Source organism: Parabacteroides distasonis (genome assembly GCF_004793765.1).
GTDB classification, from domain to species: Bacteria; Bacteroidota; Bacteroidia; order Bacteroidales; family Tannerellaceae; genus Parabacteroides; species Parabacteroides distasonis_A.
This window is the reverse complement of record NZ_SRYM01000065.1, coordinates 1-20,568: the sequence shown is the minus strand read 5'-3', so window position 1 is coordinate 20,568 and position 20,568 is coordinate 1. Positions and strand designations below refer to the sequence as shown.

General features: G+C 44.7%; 13 protein-coding genes and 2 pseudogenes. 12 read left to right on the top strand and 3 right to left on the bottom strand.

Annotated elements, in window-relative coordinates:
- Window positions 1–112 precede the first annotated feature (112 nt).
- Window positions 113–397 (bottom strand): annotated as a pseudogene (locus tag E5342_RS16890) (hypothetical protein); the annotation flags it as partial.
- Between the two features lie 120 nt (window positions 398–517).
- On the opposite strand from E5342_RS16890, the gene E5342_RS16885 reads away from it, so the two are divergent.
- The 6 genes and pseudogenes from E5342_RS16885 to E5342_RS16860 form a co-directional block, all read left to right on the top strand.
- Window positions 518–859 (top strand): DUF5024 domain-containing protein, encoded by a 342-nt coding sequence (locus E5342_RS16885; RefSeq protein ID WP_236651547.1) that lies wholly within the window; start codon window positions 518–520, stop codon window positions 857–859.
- Between the two features lie 340 nt (window positions 860–1,199).
- On the top strand, window positions 1,200–1,880 hold the full coding sequence (locus E5342_RS16875; RefSeq protein WP_121736245.1) for an ABC transporter ATP-binding protein: 681 nt from the start codon (window positions 1,200–1,202) through the stop codon (window positions 1,878–1,880).
- Window positions 1,881–1,972: 92 nt separating this feature from the next.
- Window positions 1,973–2,410 (top strand): hypothetical protein, encoded by a 438-nt coding sequence (locus tag E5342_RS16870; protein WP_236651546.1) that lies wholly within the window; start codon window positions 1,973–1,975, stop codon window positions 2,408–2,410.
- A gap of 24 nt (window positions 2,411–2,434) precedes the next feature.
- The gene (locus tag E5342_RS16865) at window positions 2,435–4,789 is read left to right on the top strand and encodes an ABC transporter permease (protein ID WP_135959872.1); all 2,355 of its coding nucleotides are present in this window, start codon (window positions 2,435–2,437) and stop codon (window positions 4,787–4,789) included.
- A gap of 19 nt (window positions 4,790–4,808) precedes the next feature.
- Window positions 4,809–4,931 (top strand): hypothetical protein, encoded by a 123-nt coding sequence (locus E5342_RS20040; protein WP_259463426.1) that lies wholly within the window; start codon window positions 4,809–4,811, stop codon window positions 4,929–4,931.
- Window positions 4,918–6,642 (top strand): annotated as a pseudogene (locus tag E5342_RS16860) (ABC transporter permease); the annotation flags it as partial. The gene E5342_RS20040 and the pseudogene E5342_RS16860, both read left to right, overlap by 14 nt.
- Before the next feature lie 7 nt (window positions 6,643–6,649).
- On the opposite strand, the gene E5342_RS16855 reads toward E5342_RS16860, so the two are convergent.
- On the bottom strand, window positions 6,650–8,002 hold the full coding sequence (locus tag E5342_RS16855; RefSeq protein WP_121736243.1) for a sodium/glutamate symporter: 1,353 nt from the start codon (window positions 8,000–8,002) through the stop codon (window positions 6,650–6,652).
- Between the two features lie 87 nt (window positions 8,003–8,089).
- Window positions 8,090–8,980, bottom strand: coding sequence for an AraC family transcriptional regulator (locus tag E5342_RS16850; RefSeq protein ID WP_121736242.1), 891 nt, complete (start codon window positions 8,978–8,980; stop codon window positions 8,090–8,092).
- A gap of 102 nt (window positions 8,981–9,082) precedes the next feature.
- Here E5342_RS16850 and E5342_RS16845 point away from each other — a divergent pair, with 102 nt between their 5' ends.
- The 6 genes from E5342_RS16845 (at window position 9,083) to E5342_RS16820 (ending at window position 19,802) form a co-directional block, all read left to right on the top strand.
- Entirely contained in the window at window positions 9,083–10,384 is a 1,302-nt protein-coding gene (locus tag E5342_RS16845; RefSeq protein WP_135959871.1) for a hypothetical protein, read from the top strand.
- 34 nt (window positions 10,385–10,418) lie between these two features.
- Window positions 10,419–12,164 carry a class I mannose-6-phosphate isomerase gene (locus E5342_RS16840; RefSeq protein ID WP_135959870.1) on the top strand — a complete coding sequence of 582 codons (1,746 nt, stop codon included), beginning with the start codon at window positions 10,419–10,421 and terminating at the stop codon, window positions 12,162–12,164.
- Between the two features lie 146 nt (window positions 12,165–12,310).
- Entirely contained in the window at window positions 12,311–13,414 is a 1,104-nt protein-coding gene (locus E5342_RS16835; protein ID WP_022191913.1) for an ROK family protein, read from the top strand.
- On the top strand, window positions 13,411–15,780 hold the full coding sequence (locus E5342_RS16830) for a GH92 family glycosyl hydrolase (RefSeq protein ID WP_135959869.1): 2,370 nt from the start codon (window positions 13,411–13,413) through the stop codon (window positions 15,778–15,780). Before E5342_RS16835 ends, E5342_RS16830 begins: the two co-directional genes overlap by 4 nt.
- Window positions 15,770–16,912: an MFS transporter gene (locus E5342_RS16825; RefSeq protein WP_135959868.1), complete on the top strand. Its 1,143-nt coding sequence runs from the start codon at window positions 15,770–15,772 to the stop codon at window positions 16,910–16,912. Before E5342_RS16830 ends, E5342_RS16825 begins: the two co-directional genes overlap by 11 nt.
- 1 nt (window position 16,913) lies before the next feature.
- A complete protein-coding gene (locus tag E5342_RS16820; RefSeq protein ID WP_135959867.1) occupies window positions 16,914–19,802 on the top strand; it encodes a glycosyl hydrolase family 38 in 2,889 nt (962 codons plus the stop codon).
- The last annotated feature ends 766 nt before the right edge of the window (window positions 19,803–20,568 follow it).

Genomic DNA, 20,568 nt, shown 5'->3' with positions numbered 1-20,568 from the left:
TTCTGTTAATAATGATTTTTTGACTCTTTGTTTTACATGCTTTGCAACATAATTAAGGGGATATGTACATTTTGACACACCCCCTTTTACGTTCCTACACATTATCATATAGCTATTCTTCCTCCTTAATCAAATGGCATAGTTTTGGGTCGTTTTTAATTCGGGTTATCTCGTCTTCGACAATCTGCCGGACTTCCTGACGGATGCGGTCGTAGTTGGCTTGTATCTCCTCCTGTATCCGGTCGTTGCCGTCCTTATCGGTGAAATCTATAATCTGCGGTAACTTCACGTAGCGGGCGGTTTCCCGTTTCACCTTTTCATTGTCCACCACGATTTCGCTGTGGAAAATCTTCTGCTCAATCCGTTCATCGAAGTTGTCTGCTACCGCACCCACGAACGGTTCGAGAAGAAACGGGAGACTCTACTGAAGAATATTCTGGATACTCAGGTACGTAAAGAGGTTTATAAGATCTTGAAATTGGATAAATAGTAAATTAACTAATAAACAAAAGAGGTTATGAAAGCAAGTAGATGTTTTTGGGTGGCATTGTACCTTTTGGCAGGAAGTTTCAGTATGGAGTTATGGGCACAGAAGAATTTGGAGGTTGTCGTGCAGAAATGTAAAGCGGATAAGATGATCGACAAAAGCGTAGTAACGAATAAAGATCAGAAAACTGCAAAGGTATATAAGATAGTCTCTTCTTTTGTCGTGGAGGGTTATGCCGCATTACAACAAGTAATTAAATCCGCTTTTGAGTGGAATAAAGAAGAGGTTTGGCTAGTTATTGATAATGAGGTTGATGTGATGGTTGGTTTATCTGTTTCTCGAAGGGTAAAAATACAGTTTCTTATTCTATGAATGTTGATAAGGAAGAGCTTCTCTTGACAGTCATTGAGAATTTCGACATGCTGGAGGAAAAAGATATAGAGATAAGATCAAGTAGTGACATGTAGGTTTTTCTATGTAGATAAGTCAACAATAACACCTTTCATTTGTGAAGCAGGAAGGTGTTTCTTTATGTCAAGATATTGGACAGAAGTGTCTAAATTTTGTACACCACTGTCAAATAATTGGACAGTCTGTTTTGGAAAGTGAAATAATATTTGTTTGATAATTAAATATTTAGTTAGTTTGGCACACTATTTGAATTAGATATAATAACTTAAATAGTTAGGTAACAATTAAAATAAATACAGTCATGATTAAGATCGAAGGTTTAAGTAAGTTTTTCCGTACGGAAGAGGTTGAGACAATTGCGTTGAACAAGGTTTCTTTGGAGGTAAAAGATGGAGAGTTTGTTGCTGTCATGGGACCTTCTGGTTGTGGTAAGTCCACGTTGTTGAATATTCTGGGGTTGCTGGATAACCCTTCCGAGGGAAATTACTACTTGGGCGACCAAGAGGTAGGACACTTGAAAGAGAAAGAGCGTACGCAAGTCCGTAAGGGAAACATCGGTTTCGTATTTCAGAGCTTTAACTTGATAGACGAGTTGAACGTTTTCGAAAATGTGGAGCTGCCGTTGACTTATCTAAAGATCAAGGCGTCGGAGCGTAAGCAGATGGTAACGGATATCTTGAAACGAATGAATATCAGCCATCGTGCGGCTCACTTTCCTCAGCAACTTTCCGGAGGTCAGCAGCAGCGTGTGGCGATCGCCCGTGCGGTAGTTTCCAACCCGAAGATTATCTTGGCCGATGAGCCAACCGGTAACTTGGATTCTAAGAACGGTGTTGAGGTCATGCAGCTACTCACCGAGCTGAATAAGGAGGGAACGACAATCGTAATGGTGACGCACTCCAAGCACGACGCAGGTTTCGCTCACCGTGTCATCAATCTATTCGACGGTAGCGTTGTTTCTTCCGTTAGTGAATTTATTTAGTCAACATAACATAAACACTACACACAAGAATTTTTATAAGCTAATCGGCCTGTGAAGGTCGGTTAGCTTTCAATTTAATTAAATATAAATCGATGAGACAGCTATATTATACAATCCGTTATTTACTTCGGGGCCGAGGGAGAAATGTGATCAAGGTTCTGTCCTTGACTCTAGGACTAGGGCTTGGAATGGGATTGATCCAGTTCGGTGCCTATATTAGTTGGGGTACCGACGATAGTTATCTGGGCTATATCCACCTTAGACCGGGTGTGTTCTCGGAATCAATCAATCGGAAAATATCGGTTTTATTGCCTAAATATATAGATGTAGAAAGAGAGAAGAAACAAGGTTTTGATATGAAGCTTTATATCAAGCCGGTCTCGGAGATATATACGCAAAGTACCGAGGTGAAGCGGATGGTGGTGATCATGAGTGTACAGGCTTTCGCTTTGTTATTAGTGGCGGCTATGAATATGAAATCTTGGAATATTGTCAAAGAGAATCTGGTTTGTAGCATTAAGAACGAATAATATAACATATAATATAAATTACGTATGAAGACTATTTTGAGGAATCTCTTGAGTGTATTGCGCCGTTTCAAGATGGCGACACTATTAAATGTATTAGGACTTTCGATAGCTTTTGCTGCTTTTATCTTGATTATGATACAAGTCGAGTATGACCGGAATTTTGACCGAGGATATACGGATACGGAATCTATATTTCGGGTAGAAGTTATGTTTGAGGATGGTGGGCAGGCGGTTATTTGCCGTCCGTTGGCCGATGCTTTTATCCAATCCTCGCCTCATATCGTAGCTGGGACTTTGTCGAATCCTTGGGGAGGAGACTTGTTTTTCTCTGTAGAAGAGAATGGTGTACGGAATACTTTTAAGGAACAATGCATAAATGTTTATCCTGAATTTACGAAGGTATTTGACTTTAAATTTGAGGAAGGAAATCCTGAGGCGTTACAGGAGCCAAACATTGTTTTGTTGCCGCAAAGTATGGCCCAGAAATTATTTGGAGATCAATCGGCTGTAGGCAAGCAATTGAGGTTAGAGAATGGTGATCATCTAACGGTAGGTGGAGTGTATAAGGATTATCCACGAAATTCATCTGTACGGAATTGTATTTATCAAAAGATGGACCCGAAGGAAAACGCCCAAAGCTGGGGAAACTGGAATTATATTTTCTATATCCGTTTGGACAATCCGAAGAATGTCGAGGGGTTATTTGAAAATTTCAAGGCACATTTTGATCCTGCTCTAATAAAGGATAATAGTTTCTCATGGGGGGGATCTGGAATGACTTTCCGTATTAATCCGTTGCCTGATGTTCATTATACGACTGATGTAAAATATGACCAGACCCCGAAAGCCAGCAGGCAAACTTTGATGATATTATTTGCCATAGCTATCGTGATCGTGATAATCGCCGGAATTAATTTCACGAATTTTAGTACGGCACTTACCCCGATGCGTATTAAGAGTATTAATACACAAAAAGTATTAGGGGGAAAAGAATCTGTGATCCGTTTTGCTTTGATTTTAGAAGCGGTGTTAATAAGTATAATCTCTTATTTGTTAGGACTGCTATTAGTTTATATTGCGGGGAAGACGGAAATAGCCTCATTGATAAATGCCGATATTTCGTTATCAATGCATATCGGATTGGTTTTGGCTACAGCTTTTATCTCAATAGCTACCGGGCTTCTTGCCGGTATATATCCAGCATATTATATGACTTCTTTCCCACCGGCTTTAGTGTTGAAAGGTAGTTTTGGCTTGTCTCCGAAGGGACGTCAATTACGAAATGCATTGATAGGAGTGCAGTATGTAGCTTCTTTCGGATTAATTATTGGTGCTACATTCATGTATTTGCAGAATTATTATATGCAAAACACCCCTCTCGGTTATGATAAGGATGAGATAATTATTACGAATATGAATAACAATATCCGGAAAAGTCGGGATGCCTTCGCCAGCCAAGTGAAATCTTTCTCCGGTATCGAAGAGGTTACATATGCGGAGATGCTCCTTTCTAGTCAGGACCAATACATGGGATGGGGACGTAAATACCGGGATAAGGATATACAATTCCAATGTCTACCGGTTGAACCTTCTTTTTTGAAGGTGATGAATGTGAAAATATCGGAAGGTCGTGATTTCCGGGAGGAAGATAAGGCGAAACGTTATGGCACGTTTGTCTTTAACGAACGTGCCCGGACAGAATATGGGCTGGAGATAGGATCTTTAATAGATAGTATGGAAATTATCGGTTTCATGCCGGATGTTAAATTCGCCTCTTTCCGTACGGAGGTAACGCCTATGGCCTTTTTTGTATGGGGTACTAATAATTGGGGAAACCAACCAAATTACGCTTATATAAAGGTAAAGGCCGGCTCTGACTTACGGGGAGCTATGCAACATGTCAAGACTACGCTTCAATCATTTGATCCAGAATATCCGTTTAATGTCCGTTTCTTCGATGAGGTATTGAACGAACTTTATGAGAAAGAGAGAAGCCTTAGTTCATTGATTACCTTATTTAGTTTAATCGCGATCTTTATTTCGGTGGTAGGTGTATTCGGTTTGGTCGTATTCGATAGCGAGTATCGGAAGAAAGAAATAGGTGTTCGTAAGGTGCTGGGTTCTACCACGGGCGAGATTATCGTGATGTTCAACAAAACGTATATACGTATTTTATGTGTTTGCTTCGTATTGGGTGCTCCGGTTGCGGGTTATGCGGTGAGCCGCTGGTTGGAGAATTTCGCTTATAAGACACCGATGTATTGGTGGGTGTATTTGATCGCTTTTGCTATCATAACGGTTATCACAATATTGACTGTCACTTTCCAAAACTGGCATGCGGCGAACGCAAATCCGGTGGATAGCATTAAAACGGAATAATAAATGAAGCTATAATAGGATGAAAACAATTATTCGAAACTTTCTAAATGTGTTGAGGCGATTTAAAATGGCGACTACATTGAACGTTGCCGGTCTTGCGGTCGCCTTCGCTGCCTTTATCGTGATTCTTTGGAGCGAGTAACTGGATTTGTTATCTATTGTTAGACGATCCGGCCATGGCTGATAACGTGGCCGATAATTTCAACCGTCATTTTGATTTCAAAAAGATCGGTCACGAGGATGAACAAATCCGTTTAGTTCCGTTGACTGATATTTATTATAGGAATGAGACACAAGACGGTGGAACTTTCCGTAGCGGCAATCAAGAGGTGACGAATTTATTATTTGGTATAGCCCTATTAATAATTATCGTAGCTGCCATTAACTTCACGAACTTTAGTACCTCTTTGACCCCATTGAGAATCAAGAGTATCAATACGCAGAAGGTATTGGGTAGCTCGGAAGGTCTGTTACGGAGGGCTTTATTGGTAGAGGCCGTCCTTATCAGTTTTATTGCTTGGTTAGTAAGTTTATTTATTGTTTGGGGATTGGATATTGTAGAGGCTTTACCTTTTATCGATGCCGATCTGGATTTAATATCCAATCTTCCGGTTGTCTTGTTATCCGGTGTTACCGCTTTAATCACGGGCTTGATAGCAGGTATCTATCCGGCTTTTTATATCACATCTTTTCCTCCCGCATTAGTGTTGAAGGGCAGTTTCGGATTGTCTTCTACCGGAAGGAAATTACGTACAGGGTTGATCTGTATTCAATTCGTAGTATCGATCATCTTAATAATCGGGGCAAGTTTTGTACGTGTCCAGAATGGGTACATGCGTGATTTTTCCTTAGGGTTCGATAAAGATCAGATTGCCGTAGTGGAATTAAATCGTATGATGTATAATAAACATCATGAGACTTATAAGAATCGCCTGAAAGAATATCCGGGTATCGAGGATGTCGCTTTCTCGATGGAGAAAGTCGGAGCGAAAGACGGATATAATACAAATGAGGTAACTTATAAGGATAAAGATATCCAATATTTTATGATTATTTCCTCCTCGAATATTTTGCGGGTGTTGGGCATCCCGATTATCGAGGGGCGTGATTTCTCTAGGGCAGATGAGTTGTCGGACGAGGTCTCTTATATTTTTAATCGCCCGGCGTTGGCACAAGGAGACATGCGGGTAGGTGACTCATTCGGAAACTATAGCCCCGGCCGTTTGATCGGATTTGTCGGTGACGTGAAACTGACATCACTCCGAAGCGGGGAGAATAATATAGCGTTCGTGGTCGGGAACTTTGGTGATGCGATGCCCGTATCCTACATCCGCTTGAAGGCTGGCTCGGATATCCATGCAGCTGTAAATCATATTCGTAACGTGGTGACGGAATTAGACCCTTCTTATCCGTTTAATATCGAATTCTATGATGAGATCTTCAATCATCTTTACCGGAAAGAAGAGAATCTGCGCAATCTGGTTACGGTTTTTAGTTTACTGGCGATTATTATCTCTTTGGTCGGGGTATTTGGCTTAGTGGTGTTCGAGACCCAATACCGCCGTAAGGAAATAGGTATCCGCAAGGTACATGGAGCTACGGTAGGAGAGATCCTGTTGATGTTTAATAAGGCCTATCTGAAAATTGTAGGTGTTTGTTTCGTGATAGCGACACCGATCGCTTGGTGGGGCGTGAAGATGTGGCTCGAGGGTTTCGCTTATAAGACTCCAATCCATTGGTGGGTATTCTTAATCGCCTTATTGATAGTAACCGTAATCACGTTATTGACCGTAAGCTTCCAGAACTGGAAAGCGGCGAACGAGAATCCGGTAAATAGTATAAAGTCCGAATAAGAGATTTTCACCTCTTATTCGGTTTTATCCACCATCCCATCTTCCAAGCCAGTAGCAAGATAAGTAGGGAAAGGAGCAAGCAAGCTAATAGCAACCAAACTCCCAATCCGTTTACGAAAAGGATGGGGACGAAGGTGATCAATAAGATCTCTATGGGAGCGATAGGCAGGTAAGCCATCGCATAATCATCCATCGCTTTGCTGGAAAGTTTCGGGTCTACGATCCGCAGCAAGGCGATGCCCATGGCCATCGTGCCGGTCCACCATCCCCAAGCGAAAATCATGCGCTCGAACCAGAAAGTCTTGGATAATCTTCTTCCTAAGAAAAATGTGATGCACCAGACGATCGCCACGCCCGCTATGATGAGTACGATAAGCGGCAAGGCATATTTTACGATCACCCCTAGCTTGATAGATGCGACACCGCAAGCTACCAGCATATCCGTGAAGGAACTGCTCAGCCTTTGGGTCGTCTGCGGACAGATATATCTGGATATGGTTGTCGCGTCAAAGAATTTCTTGAATACTAGTCCAATGATAAAGGCACAACTGAAAACAGGTAACTCCAATACCGGATAATACACCTTTACGGTTTGGCTAACCATATATCCCAAAAAAGCCACGACAAATACCAAAGCCACATGGAAAGTCAGCGTATCGATGGATATGGAGGAAGTCGTAGCCTCTCCGATAGAATCCCGCTTATCCTCCGGCAGCAACCCGCTTCTCAACTCGTCAGGGAGATCGTCGAAATCCGAGATGAATGCGGTCTGTTTATGCTTGGCCGCCCATTTGACCATTAGTAAACCTCCAATGATCGAGCAAATAACCCCCACGGTAGCGGTAGTCATGCCTAAACTGCGAGCCTCGTCCCAGCCCAATCCCTCGAATGCGGACCCGATAGCGGCGGCCGTGCCATGTCCGCCATAAAAACCTGTCGGTAGCATAATGCCGAAAGCGTCATTCAGATCCGGCCAGATCAGTTTGATTACATACAATCCGAACAAGCCTACTAATGCCCACTGCAATAACATACCCACCTGAGCGTACGCCCACATCGGTCCGACTCGTTTTGCCACTTCTTTTATGGATACGTTCGGGGAAGATAAAGGCAATGCGCCGAACACCAAGGCGATAAGGATAGCCGCATAGGTACCTAAGTCGTTGGAAAGCGGAATCCACCCCAATCCATTAGGTCCGAACGCTAATCCTAACAAGCCTGCGATCAAGCTGGGAGGTATGAATAATTGTTGTATCAGTTTTACCTTGACTCGTATGAATTTGCCAACCAATAGAAGTATCGAAATGAATCCAAGATCCGTAAAGAGAGTCCAAGGGGTGAACTGTATTAGGTCTATCATAATAACTGCTTACTTTATGTTTGTTTAAATATCTATTGTACAAATGTATTTTATTCTCATGAGAAATACTAGAAATCCCAACGAATTCTATATCTCCATCTCTTTTTTACGATAAGCGGAAGGAGAGCAACCCATAACTTTCGTAAACGTACGAGAGAAGTAGGCGGCATCCTCGAATCCCAGATGGGTGGCGATCTCATTCAACTTCATATTCGTTAGCTCGATGTATTCACAAGCCTTCTGTATTTTCAAGCGTATGAAATAATTCATGGGTGAGACCCCGGTCTCGCCCATGAAAAGAGCCGAGAAGTGGGAAGGGGAATATTTGAAATAAGACGCTACTTCTTTCAGGGTAAGATTTTGAGAGATATTCTCACGCATATAATGTATGACCCGTGCCGTAAACGGATATTCTTTTTGCGAGGGAATCATGATATGGCGGAATTGCTCCAGATAGATGAAAGAGGCCAGAAAATTGTAAAGGCACATAGAGGAGTAAATCATATATTCTTTAATATATCCCATGGAGAAACTACTATATATCTCCTCAAACAGTCGTAGCCGGTCTTGTAAACGAGAATACTCATTCGGCAAAATAGTGACCGGAACCGGATGTGACGGCAGGAATTGATCGCGAAGCTTGCCTTGGAAGTGTAACCAGTAGATAGTCCATGGATCTTCCTCGTCTGCCCCGAATGAGTAGGGGATACCGGGAGGGATGATGATATATTGGTATTTCTCCACGGTATATTGTTTACCGAGGATACGATACCATCCTTTTCCCTCTGTACAATAAATGAGCATGGCGTAGTCACAGCCATGTTCTTTTTGGAGAAAATGATATTTAACACGTGGGAAGAAACCGATCTTGCGTACATATAGATTATTGATGAGCGGTTCCCCCCGGTAGCTTGTCAATAGTTCCTCGGGCAAAGAAACAAGCCGTTCTCCCTTAAATCCCTCTTTTATCTTGACCATGATCTATAAATCATAAGATTGTACAAGTAAATCGGAACAAATGTAGCATTCCTTTCTGGATTATTGAAATAATTTTGCCAACATAAATCATAACATAATGCCATGAATAAAATTCTAGTTATAGTTTCTTTTGTATTTATATCTTTTTTGTCTTGTACGGGATTAACCGATAGACAGCGATTGGCCAATCAGATATTGTCTGATACGAATTTGTTGAAGGTCGATAGTATGGCTCGTGCTACCATCCGCAGTGGTTTTAACGCCGGGAGCGGTTATTCCCAGATATGGGCACGTGATATGAATACGTTTATTGAGGTAGCTTGCGAGGAAAGCGATCCGCATGAATTGCGGGAGGCCATTCTTTTATTCTTCGCCCTTCAGCAACCGAACGACGAGATGATCGACGGCTATGTGCTGAAAGAAGATTTTACGTGGTACGATGATACTCCTTATTATTCAGACGTTGCCCCGAAACATGTGGCTTTCAAGAATACCGTGGAGACCGACCAAGAATCATCGTTGATCCATATCGTCGGCAAATATATACGTAAGACCGGCGACCGGGGTATTCTGGATGAGGTGGTGGCCGGAAAGACCGTCTTGGAGCGAATGAACTTGATGGTAGATTACTTGATGCGGGAACGATATAATAAGGAATATGGATTGCTATACGGGGCGATGACCGCTGATTGGGGCGACGTACAGCCGAACGATGATTTCGGATGTGACATGAATGAGCTATCCGATCCGGCCATTGACGTATATGATAACGCTATGTTTCTTATCGCTTTAGATTATTTATTGGAGATGGCTCCCGATTCTCCGCAGGCTCCCCGTTGGAGAAGTTTGCGGGAGGGAATCGCCAAGAACGTACGGACTCATTTATGGGATGAGAAGCGACAGAAATTCATCCCTCATATCTATCCTGAGGAATCGCCGATACCGGAAGGATTCGACGAGCTGGCCATTCATTATCACGGTGGTACGGCTATCGCCATAGAGGCGGGCTTGTTGTCGAAAGCTGAGATACGTACCGTAAATGCCCGGATGCTTGAGAACGTTCGCCTGTCGGGCATGCCGAGTATTGGTCTAACCCTATATCCAGTGTATCCGGATGGCTTTTTCCGGGGAGGGATGTCAAAGCCTTATGTTTATCAGAATGGCGGGGATTGGACTTGGTTTGGCGGTCGGATGATCCAGCAGCTTGTCGTTAATGGAATGGTTGAGGAGGCTTATGCGGAGATCTGTCCGATGATCGAGCGTGTGATCAAAAATGACGGATTCTACGAATGGTATGGCAAAGGCGGTATCCCCAGCGGCTCTGGTAATTTCAAGGGGTCGGCCGGAGTGCTATCTAAGGCGATTGAGTTGTTAAGGGATTGGGCAGAGAAAAATAAGGGTTAAATACAAGCGTGCAATATTAAATATTAAAATAGAGATGAGAAAAAGTAATTATGATAAAATACCGGCCACCGTTGTAGACGGTGCCTTGTGGAAAGGCTGGGAATCGATACGGAAGCGATTGGCGGAGATACATGCGGAAACGAATGGATCACAAGTTTGGGTGGTGGAATGCTACCAAGGGGTTCATCACGAGGAGTTGATGCGTGAACTGCAAGCGCTCGCACCCGATCGTTTTATCAATACGCAAGATTTATTTAAATCGGCAGAGGATATAGAGGCGATGACCTATCCTTATCTGACGGATGACCAGTTGTTTGGCCGCCGGGCTCATTTCTCTTATACGGATTTCTTGGATGAGGAGAAGGTGAACGCCTGCCGGGAGTTCTTGCGTGACGGAAAAGGCTGGACAATCGTTTATGGCCACGCCGCCGCCAAGATCGTTCCCGCTCCGGATAAATTGGTCTACGCGGATATGGCTCGTTGGGAGATCCAGATGCGTTTCCGCCGGAAAGAGGTGAACGGATTGGGTGTGGAGAACCGGGAAGAAGCCCCATCCTATCATTATAAGAGAGGCTATTTTATCGATTGGATCGTTTGTGATGACCTGAAGAAGGAGTTGCTTCCCATGGTCGATTATTGGTTGGATACGAATATCGCCGGGACACCGAAGATGATTTCCGGGGAGACCTTGAAAGAAGGGCTGGAGAAAACGGCGCATACCCCGTTCCGGGTAGTACCTTTCTTCGATCCGGCTCCTTGGGGCGGCCAATGGATGAAAGAGGTCTGTGATCTGGATAAAAAGCAGGAGAATTTCGGCTGGTGCTTCGATTGCGTGCCCGAGGAAAATAGTTTATATTTGAAGGTTGCCGGAGAGCTGTTTGAGATCCCTTCCAATGATTTGGTGTTCTATAAGACGAGAGACTTGCTGGGCGGGCCGGTCGAGGCTCGCTTCGGGCAAGATTTCCCGATCCGTTTCGACTTCTTGGATACGATGGGAGGAGGTAATTTAAGTTTGCAAGTGCATCCGGTCACCCAATATATCCGGGATACGTTCGGGATTTATTATACGCAGGACGAGAGCTACTACCTGCTGGATGCCGAGGAGGACGCTACCGTTTATCTGGGATTGAAAACCGGTGTCAACCCGGAAGAGATGATCGCTGCCCTAAACGAGTCCCAAAAGACAGGAAAGCCTTTCGATACGGAGAAATATGTCAATAAATGGCCCGCTAAGCGCCATGATCATTATCTGATCCCCGCCGGAACGGTCCATTGTTCGGGAGCCGGTGCCATGGTGCTGGAGATTAGCGCTACCCCAAGTATCTTTACCTTTAAGCTTTGGGACTGGGGCCGCTTGGGATTGGACGGACTGCCTCGACCTATTAATATCGGCCACGGTTCGAAAGTGATCCAATGGGAGCGGCAAACGGAGTTTGTCCGTCATAACTTGATCAACCAAGTGGAGATGATCGCCGAGGGAGACGGTTGGCGGGAGGAGCGGACCGGCTTGCATGAGAACGAGTTCATCGAGACCCGCCGTCATTGGTTCACGGATATCGTGCCTCACAATACGAATGGAGGGGTGCAAGTGCTGAATGTAATCAAGGGAGATGAGTTGATCGTGGAGAGTCCGACAAACGCTTTTGAACCATTCATCGTTCATTACGCGGAGACTTTTATCATTCCGGCTTGCGTGGGTGAATATACGATCCGCCCGTATGGATCGTCCGTAGGTAAATACTGTGGTACTATAAAAGCTTACGTACGATTTAGGCAATAATCACCGTGCCATAGGCATCGCACAACTGTGCCACCCTTGATGGCACGGTAGTGCCACTGCGATGGCACGCCAATGCCAACCCTATGGCACGGCTGTGCCACCACGGTGGCACTGGCGGAACATGGGTAAATAAAGAAAAGGAATATATGATGTATACAAATGACAATAGAATAGTAATGACATTGGATGCGGGAGGAACGAATTTTGTTTTCTCTGCCATCCAAGGAGGAAAAGAGATAGCCGATCCGGTAGTTCTTCCGGCATGCGCAGATTGTTTAGATAAGTGTTTAGGCAATTTGGTAGAGGGTTTTAAGGCAATTCAAGCAGGCTTGCCGGAAACTCCGGTCGCTATCAGTTTCGCTTTTCCCGGTCCGGCAGACTATCAAGCCGGTATCATAGGCGATTTACCCAACTTCCCCTCTTTCCGGGGTGGAGTAGCGTTAGGCCCGTTTCTGGAAGATATATTCGGGATACCGGTATTTATCAATAACGATGGGAATTTATTCGCATATGGAGAAGCGTTAACCGGAGCCCTTCCGGATATAAACCGCCGTTTGCGGGAGGCAGGAAGCATGAAGCAATATAAGAACCTGCTGGGAGTCACCTTGGGTACCGGTTTTGGTGCCGGGGTTGTCATTAATCAAGAGCTTCTATTGGGAGATAATGCGGCAGGAGGAGATATCTGGTGTTTTCGGAATAAGAAATATCCGGAGTATATCGTAGAGGAGAGTGTCAGCATACGTGCGGTCATGCGAGTATATGCGGAACGATCCGGTGATACGGGAGTGCATACTCCGAAAGAGATCTTTGAGATCGCCGAGGGTATTTGCCCGGGTAACCGGGAGGCTGCTATTACGGCTTTCTCCGAATTAGGGGAGCTAGCGGGGGATGCGTTGGCGTCTGCCATTACTTTAATCGATGGCATCATCGTGATCGGTGGTGGACTATCGGGGGCTTCTAAATATATTCTCCCTGCTTTGTTGAAAGAATTGAACTCATCTACCGGTATGATGGATGGAAGTCGTTTCGGCCGATTGCAAATGAAAGCTTATCTTTTGGAGGATGCGGAGAGTTTCGCTGATTTCGCTAAAGGAGGAGCTGTCGAGGTACCCATTCCGGGTACCAATCGCAAGGTAGGGTATGATCCTTGTAAACGGATAGGGGTGACCGTAAGTAAACAAGGTGCTAATCGCTCGATCGCTATGGGAGCTTATGTTTTTGCGTTAAACCATCTATCTAAAGGAATATGAGACAAAAATATAGTATAGGACCTGTATGGTTCCTGATGTTTGCGTGTGCTTTCTTCACATCCTGCGTGACACAAGGCAAGAAAGTTCAGCAAGATGAGCTTAGCCAATATGTAGAGCCTCGGATCGGTACGGCGCATTGCCGTTGGTTTCATTTTACCCCGGGAGCGATGCCTTTCGGCATGGCCAAGCCAGCCCCTTCTACGAACGGGCATGTCGGGAATAAATCCGGTTGGGAGGCGACCGGTTATGATTATCGGGATCAATCGATCGAGGGTTTCCCCTGCTTGCATGAGTTTCAGATCGGCGGAATCGTTTTGATGCCTACGACGGGTTCATTGAAAACAATTCCCGGGGCGGTAGACGACTTGACCGGTATAGGATATCGTTCCCGTTTTGATCGTGCGGACGAGATCGCTACTGCCGGTTATTATTCCGTTCTTTTGAAAGATTACTCAATCCGGGCGGAGCTTACCGCTACCCCTCGTGTCGCTATTCAGCGTTATACATTTCCGGCCGGAGAGGATAGCCGTATCTTGTTTGATATAGGAAACCGCCAAGGAGAGAGCGGAGCTGTACGGGATGCTGAAATTACTTTTACGGAAGACGGGCGTATCGAGGGCTGGGTGATTACCGAGCCTGAATATGTGAGGAAATATCAACCCGGGGCATCGGTTCCTTTGTATTTCTCGGCGGTGCTGGACAAGGTTCCCGTTGGATTTGGCGCTTTCAACGGAGCGGATATCCGTCCGGATGAACGGAAAGCGACGGGCGTGGGGGCCGGACTTTATCTGACATTCCGTACCCAAGATCAAGAGTCGGTAACCGCTAAAGTAGGTCTTTCTTATACATCCGTGGAGAATGCCCGGTTAAATAGGGAGACTGAGGCCGCTACCCTTTCGTTTGACGAGGCAAGGGAAATATCTCGCCAAACATGGGAAGAATATTTGGGACGTATCCGGGTAGAGACTCCAGCGCGAGAGGATAAGGTGAAATTCTATACCGGTTTGTATCATGCTTTATTGGGCCGCGGATTGGCTAGCGATGTGAATGGCGCTTATCCGAGAAATGATGGCTCGGTAGGACAAATCCCTTTGAAAGATGGAAAACCGGTACATAACTTATACAATACCGATGCCGCTTGGGGAGCGCAATGGAATCTGACACAGGTTTGGGCTTTGGCCTATCCGGAATATTATTCGGATTATATAAGTAGCCATTTGTTGGTGTACAAGGACGCCGGCTGGCTGGCGGATGGAATTGCCAATAGCCGTTATGTCTCCGGTGTAGGTACGAATTTATTAAGCACGATTATCGCCGGCGCTTATCAATGCGGCATCCGGGATTTCGATGTGAATACGGCTTATGAAGCTTGCTTGAAGAATGAGTTGGATGGGGAGAATCGTCCGTTGGGTGCGGGAAAGGTGGATACTCGTTATTTCGTGGAATATGGTTATGTGCCTCATTTGGATAAAGGGGACGGGCCGGACGAAGCTTTTATGTTCTCCGCTTCCCATACCTTGGAATATGCTTATAGCGCGTGGGCCGTGGCCCAATGGGCGAAGCAACTAAGTAAGACGGATGAGTATAACCGTTTGATGGACCTGTCGAAAGGCTGGGAACGTATCTATGACTCTTCCTGTAATTTTGTCCGTCCTAAAAAGAAAGATGGTACGTTTATCGAAGACTTCAATCCGATGCAAGTGTGGCGCGGATTCCAAGAAGGTAACGCTTGGCAATATACGTTCTATGTACCGCACGACGCGAAAGGCTTGGTCGCGAAAGTAGGTGCGGACGTGTTTAACCATCGGTTGGATAGCATCTTCACGGTGTCTCGTAAATTAATCTTTAGCGGAGGCACGGAAGTAGGGGCTTTCGCCGGTTTGCAAACCTTGTATAACCAAGGAAACCAACCTTGTTTGCATATTTCTTGGATGTTCAACGAGGCCGGTCGTCCCTCGCTTACGCAAAAATGGGTGCGGGCGATCTTGAATGAGTTCTATGGTACGGATGGCATCCACGGTTATGGCTACGGACAGGATGAGGATCAAGGCCAGCTCGGGGCTTGGTACGTGATCTCTTCCTTAGGCTTATTCGATATGAAAGGCTTGACGGATCAAGCGCCTTCTTTCGCTTTGGGCAGTCCTTTGTTCGATAAGATCACGATCCGGCTGAATGACCGCTATTATAAAGGGAAGGAATTCGTGATCGAGACTCGTAATAATAGTAAGCAAAATGATTACGTGCAATCGATGGACTTAAACGGGAAACCATTGACGGATACTCGTATTCCTTTCTCGGAGATTGTTCAAGGTGGACATTTGGTTTTAGAAATGGGTAACCAACCAAAAGATCGATATGAGAACTAAAAGTACGAACTCCGCTATATTCCCGATCCTTTTTGGTTTTTTCGTGATGGGATTCGTGGATGTCGTGGGAATTGCCACGAATTATGTGAAGATGGACTTTGGTTTGTCCGATACGTTGGCGAACCTATTGCCCATGATGGTCTTTCTTTGGTTCGCCCTGTTCTCTGTCCCTACCGGTATCTGGATGGGACGGCACGGGCGTAGGAATACGGTGGTCGTAGCCTTGGTCATCACAACCTTGGCGATGCTGATACCTCTTTTCTTCTATGATTTTGCTTGTATCTTGTTTGCGTTCGCTTTGCTGGGAATTGGAAATACGATCTTGCAAGTGTCTTTGAATCCGATGGTAGCGCGGGTGGTAAATCCGGATAAAGTAACGAGCGTACTTACGTTAGGGCAGTTTATTAAGGCGGTATCTTCCTTCTTAGGGCCGATTATCGCAGGTGTAGCTTCTTCTTTCTGGGGAGATTGGAAGTTGATATTCATTGTCTATTCGGTGACTACCTTGTTATCTATCATCTGGTTGATAACGGCTATTCCGGGTAAAGAGGAAGGAGAGGAGCAAGAAGCCTCGTTCGCCTCTACGTTAGCTTTATGTAAAGATGCTAGGATACGGATGCTTTTCTTGGGGATTCTGTGTATTGTCGGGATCGATGTCGGTCTGAATACGACGATCCCTAAGCTATTGATGGAAAAGTTATCCATGCCGTTGCAAGAGGCTGGATTAGGGAGTAGCCTTTATTTCGCCGCTCGTACCGGAGGTTCTTTCCTGGGGGCTATATTGCTGGCGAGGATCTCGTCACGACCCTTCTTGAGGGGAAGCATGCTTATCGCTATCCTTGCTTTCGTAGGATTGCTTATCTCGGATAGCTTGTGGGGCATGGGCGTTATGATCGTACTGGTTGGCTTGGCTTGCTCGAATGTGTTTTCGATCCTGTTCTCTTTTGCGTTGGAACATCGGCCGGAGCAATCGAACGAGGTCTCGGCCTTGATGATTATGGGTGTATCAGGAGGCGCTTTGATTACGCCTTGTATGGGAGGCATAGCCGATATGTTCGGACAGGTAGCCGGCTTGATGCTATTATTAATATGTATGTTGTATATAGGACTTATATCAATAAAAACACGATAAGATGAAAAAAAGAACTTATTTATCAGCAGGATTGGCTTTGTTGATCGGGACATTGTCGGTTCATGCGTCTCCGGGATTATCGGATGTCAAGAGCCGTGTATTGCCGGCGGTTTATAAATCGAAAAACGGACTGACCCAAAAGGTCGAGATCTCCGTGAAACATGAGGGAGAGCCTTCTACGGTAATGATCCGTTTAGGTGAGCAAAGCCGTAAAGAGAAACTGGTGTCCGGAGAGAATGTATTCCGAATCGAGATACCCGAGGTTAGCACGACTTGCCAATTACCGTTGACGCTGACAAGTGGGAAGGAGAAAGAGGAAACAACGGTTACCATAAAACCGGTTCGCCATTGGCAGATGAATATGGTGCAACACACGCATACGGATATCGGTTATACCCGTTCCCAAATGGAAATCTTAGCGGAACAGCTTCGATACATTGATTATGCGTTGGACTATTGCGATGCTACGGATAATTATCCGGATTTCGCTAAGTTCCGTTGGACTTGCGAGATCGCTTGGGCGGTTAGCGAATATTTGAAATGTCGTCCTGCGGAACAGATTGTTCGCTTGAAGCAACGGGTAAAGGAAGGCCGTATAGAATTAGCTACGATGTTCTTGAATTTTGACGAATTACCGGATGAGCAAACACTTGCCGCTTCCCTTTATCCGCTCAAGCAATTCAGGGAAAATGGGATGCGTGCCGAGGTAGCTATGCAAGACGACGTGAATGGTATCGGTTGGTGTTTCAGCGAGTATTTCGCAGATGCCGGCGTGAAATATGTGAATATGGGAACCCATGGCCATCGGGCGTTGATCTGCTTTGATAAACCTACGGTGTTTTGGTGGGAATCACCTTCAGGGAAGAAGGTCTTGACTTATCGTGCGGAGCATTATCACTATGGTAATTTTTTCGGGATTCATACGGATAACTTTGACCAGTTCGAGGAACGTGTTTTAACTTATTTAGGTGAAATGGAAGCGAAAAATTATCCGTATGATATATTAGCGGTACAGCATTCGGGATATCTTACGGATAATGCGCCCCCTTCGACTAAAAGTTGCGAGATGTTACAGAAATGGAACGAGAAATATGAATGGCCGAAATTACGCACGGCGGTAGCCAGTGAGTTCTTTAAAACGGTAGAGAGCCAATATGCGGATTGTATCGAGACCGTTCGTGGAGCTTGGCCGGATTGGTGGACGGATGGTTTCGCTTCCGGTGCCCGCGAGGCCGCCATATCTCGTGTGACTCACTCGGATATTATCGCGAACCAAGCCGGATTGTCATTCGCCAAAATGCTGGGTGCCCAATTGCCGACAGACATCAATGATCGGATTCAGGACATCAACAAAGCTCTTTTGTTCTACGACGAGCATACTTTCGGTCATAGCGAGAGCGTACGTAATGCTTATGGACTGGAAACTTGGGAACAACGCTCCTTGAAGCAATCGTATGCGTGGGAAGCCTATCGCCGTTCCGGTTTGCTGGGAGAGGCCACTATGGGTATATTACAATCGTTCGTGCCCAAAAGTGACGTTCCGTCTATCGCTGTATTCAATACGCTCAACTGGAGTTATAGCGGTATTGCTAAAGCTTATGTCGATCATCAGATTCTTCCGAAAGACAAGGCTTTCGAGATCGTGGATGTGGCTGGCAACGTAGTTCCCGCACAAGCTGGCGAGAGTCGTTCCGATGGTACTTATTGGAACTTTTACGTGAAAGATGTCCCGGCCTTGGGATATGCGCAGTATTATATAAAGGTAAAGGATGAGCCACGTCCGGAAATACAGGGTACTACGGAATTGAAAGAGACGCATGTGGAGAATCCTTGGTATGCCATCGATTTCAATACCCGTAAAGGTACGATTCGTAAATTATATGATAAGGATTTGAACAAACAATTGGTTACGCCGGATACGGAATGGGAGATGGGAGAGTTTATTTATGAGATTATCGATAGCCGTCATCCGATGGAACAATATCGTGCTCCTCAATTTCTCCGCCGCCGTCCCGAGAAAATGCGTTTTGAGAAATATGAGAAAGGCGATGTCTGGGATACATATCGTTTCCGGGGAGAGACTGTAGCGGGACGTGAGCCAAATAATTTGATGGTGGAATTCCGTGTATTTAACGTGACAAAGAAAATAGAGGTAGTTTATCGCTTGCGTAAAAAAGCGGTAACAGATCCGGAAGCGGTTTATATCGCTTTCCCGTTTGAGGTAGAAGGTGGAAAGATCCATTTGGATGTACCCGGTGGATCGATAGAGGCGGGTGTAGACCAAATCCCTGGCTCTTCTAATGATTGGTACACGGTGCAAAACTTCGCTACGGCTCGTAATGGAGAGTCACAAGTCGTGATGGGTAGCCAAGAAATACCATTGATGCAGTTTGGGGCGATCAATACGGGACGGTATAAGGCCGGAGCCGTACCTCAGTCTACGAATATGTATTCATGGCCGATGAACAATTATTGGGTAACCAATTTCAATGCAGACCAAATGGGAGAGATGCAATGGAGCTACTTTATCAACTCCTCGAAAGACAACTCTATTGAGTATGCGACTAAGTTCGCTTGGGAAAACCGGATTCCGTTCTTGACCCGTGTTTTGCCTGCGGGAGGTAAAAAGGTGGAGTATCTCCAATCAGCTTCCATTTTCAAGATCGTACCGGAGAACCTCTTGTTGGTAAACATGCGGCCTGTGGAAGGCGAGAACGCTGTTATGCTTCAATTACGTGAGATAGGCGGGAAGCCCGCTACATTCTCTGTAGTTTCGGATAAAATTAATTTTGTGAAAACTACGGTCTGTGATGTCGTGGGAGGCCCAGTTCCAGGGAACCCATTGAGTTTCGCTCCGTGGGAGAATAAATTTATAAAATTATCTTGGTAGTATCGTAGGGGCGGGGGTACCCGCCCTTATCCAGTTTGTCTTATGTCCGTATATTGAATGTATGATAATCTAACCCCAATAAATCGGTATTATTCTGAGCAGGAAACTCGCTTGTGTTAGAGTAATGGATGGAGAGTATCATGGGAGAGCTTGTTAGGGTTATTGACTTATTGTATTTCAAGACTTGTTGGAATAAGTCTATGGTGCTTTTAGGGTAGAAAGATTGTAGATAATATGGTTCTTCTTTTTATTATTGAGGGGGTAGAGCTTTTTTTATATTATCCAGTCTTTGAATACATTATCTTTTTTTTCAAAGAAACCATACTAGTGCTATTTTAGCCTAGCCTTGAAAATTAATGAATTTAACATTTGTTTGCTGTAACTATATTAAAGTGTTTTTACTGCTAATATTTGATAGTTAATTATTTATGTGACAGAAAGACGATGATACTATTGTAAGTCCGTACGGAACTAGTGTGCCATTCATGGTCTATATCATGAAAAACGGAGCAAATGTATAACTTTTTTTTGTAAACTATACTTAAAATCATAGTATTTTTTATCAAAAAGCAACATACTTATTACAAATTACCCCTTGAAATCAAGAATATCAACCCTTAGATGTACTAAAAATATATTGTTCCGTACGAACTATGTCCATCTATAACGATAAAAATTACATAGGCAATGTAATCAATCTAAACTTAATTACATTAGTGTCCCATAAAAAATAGGGACTAGTTAAACATTAAATAAATTTGGCCCA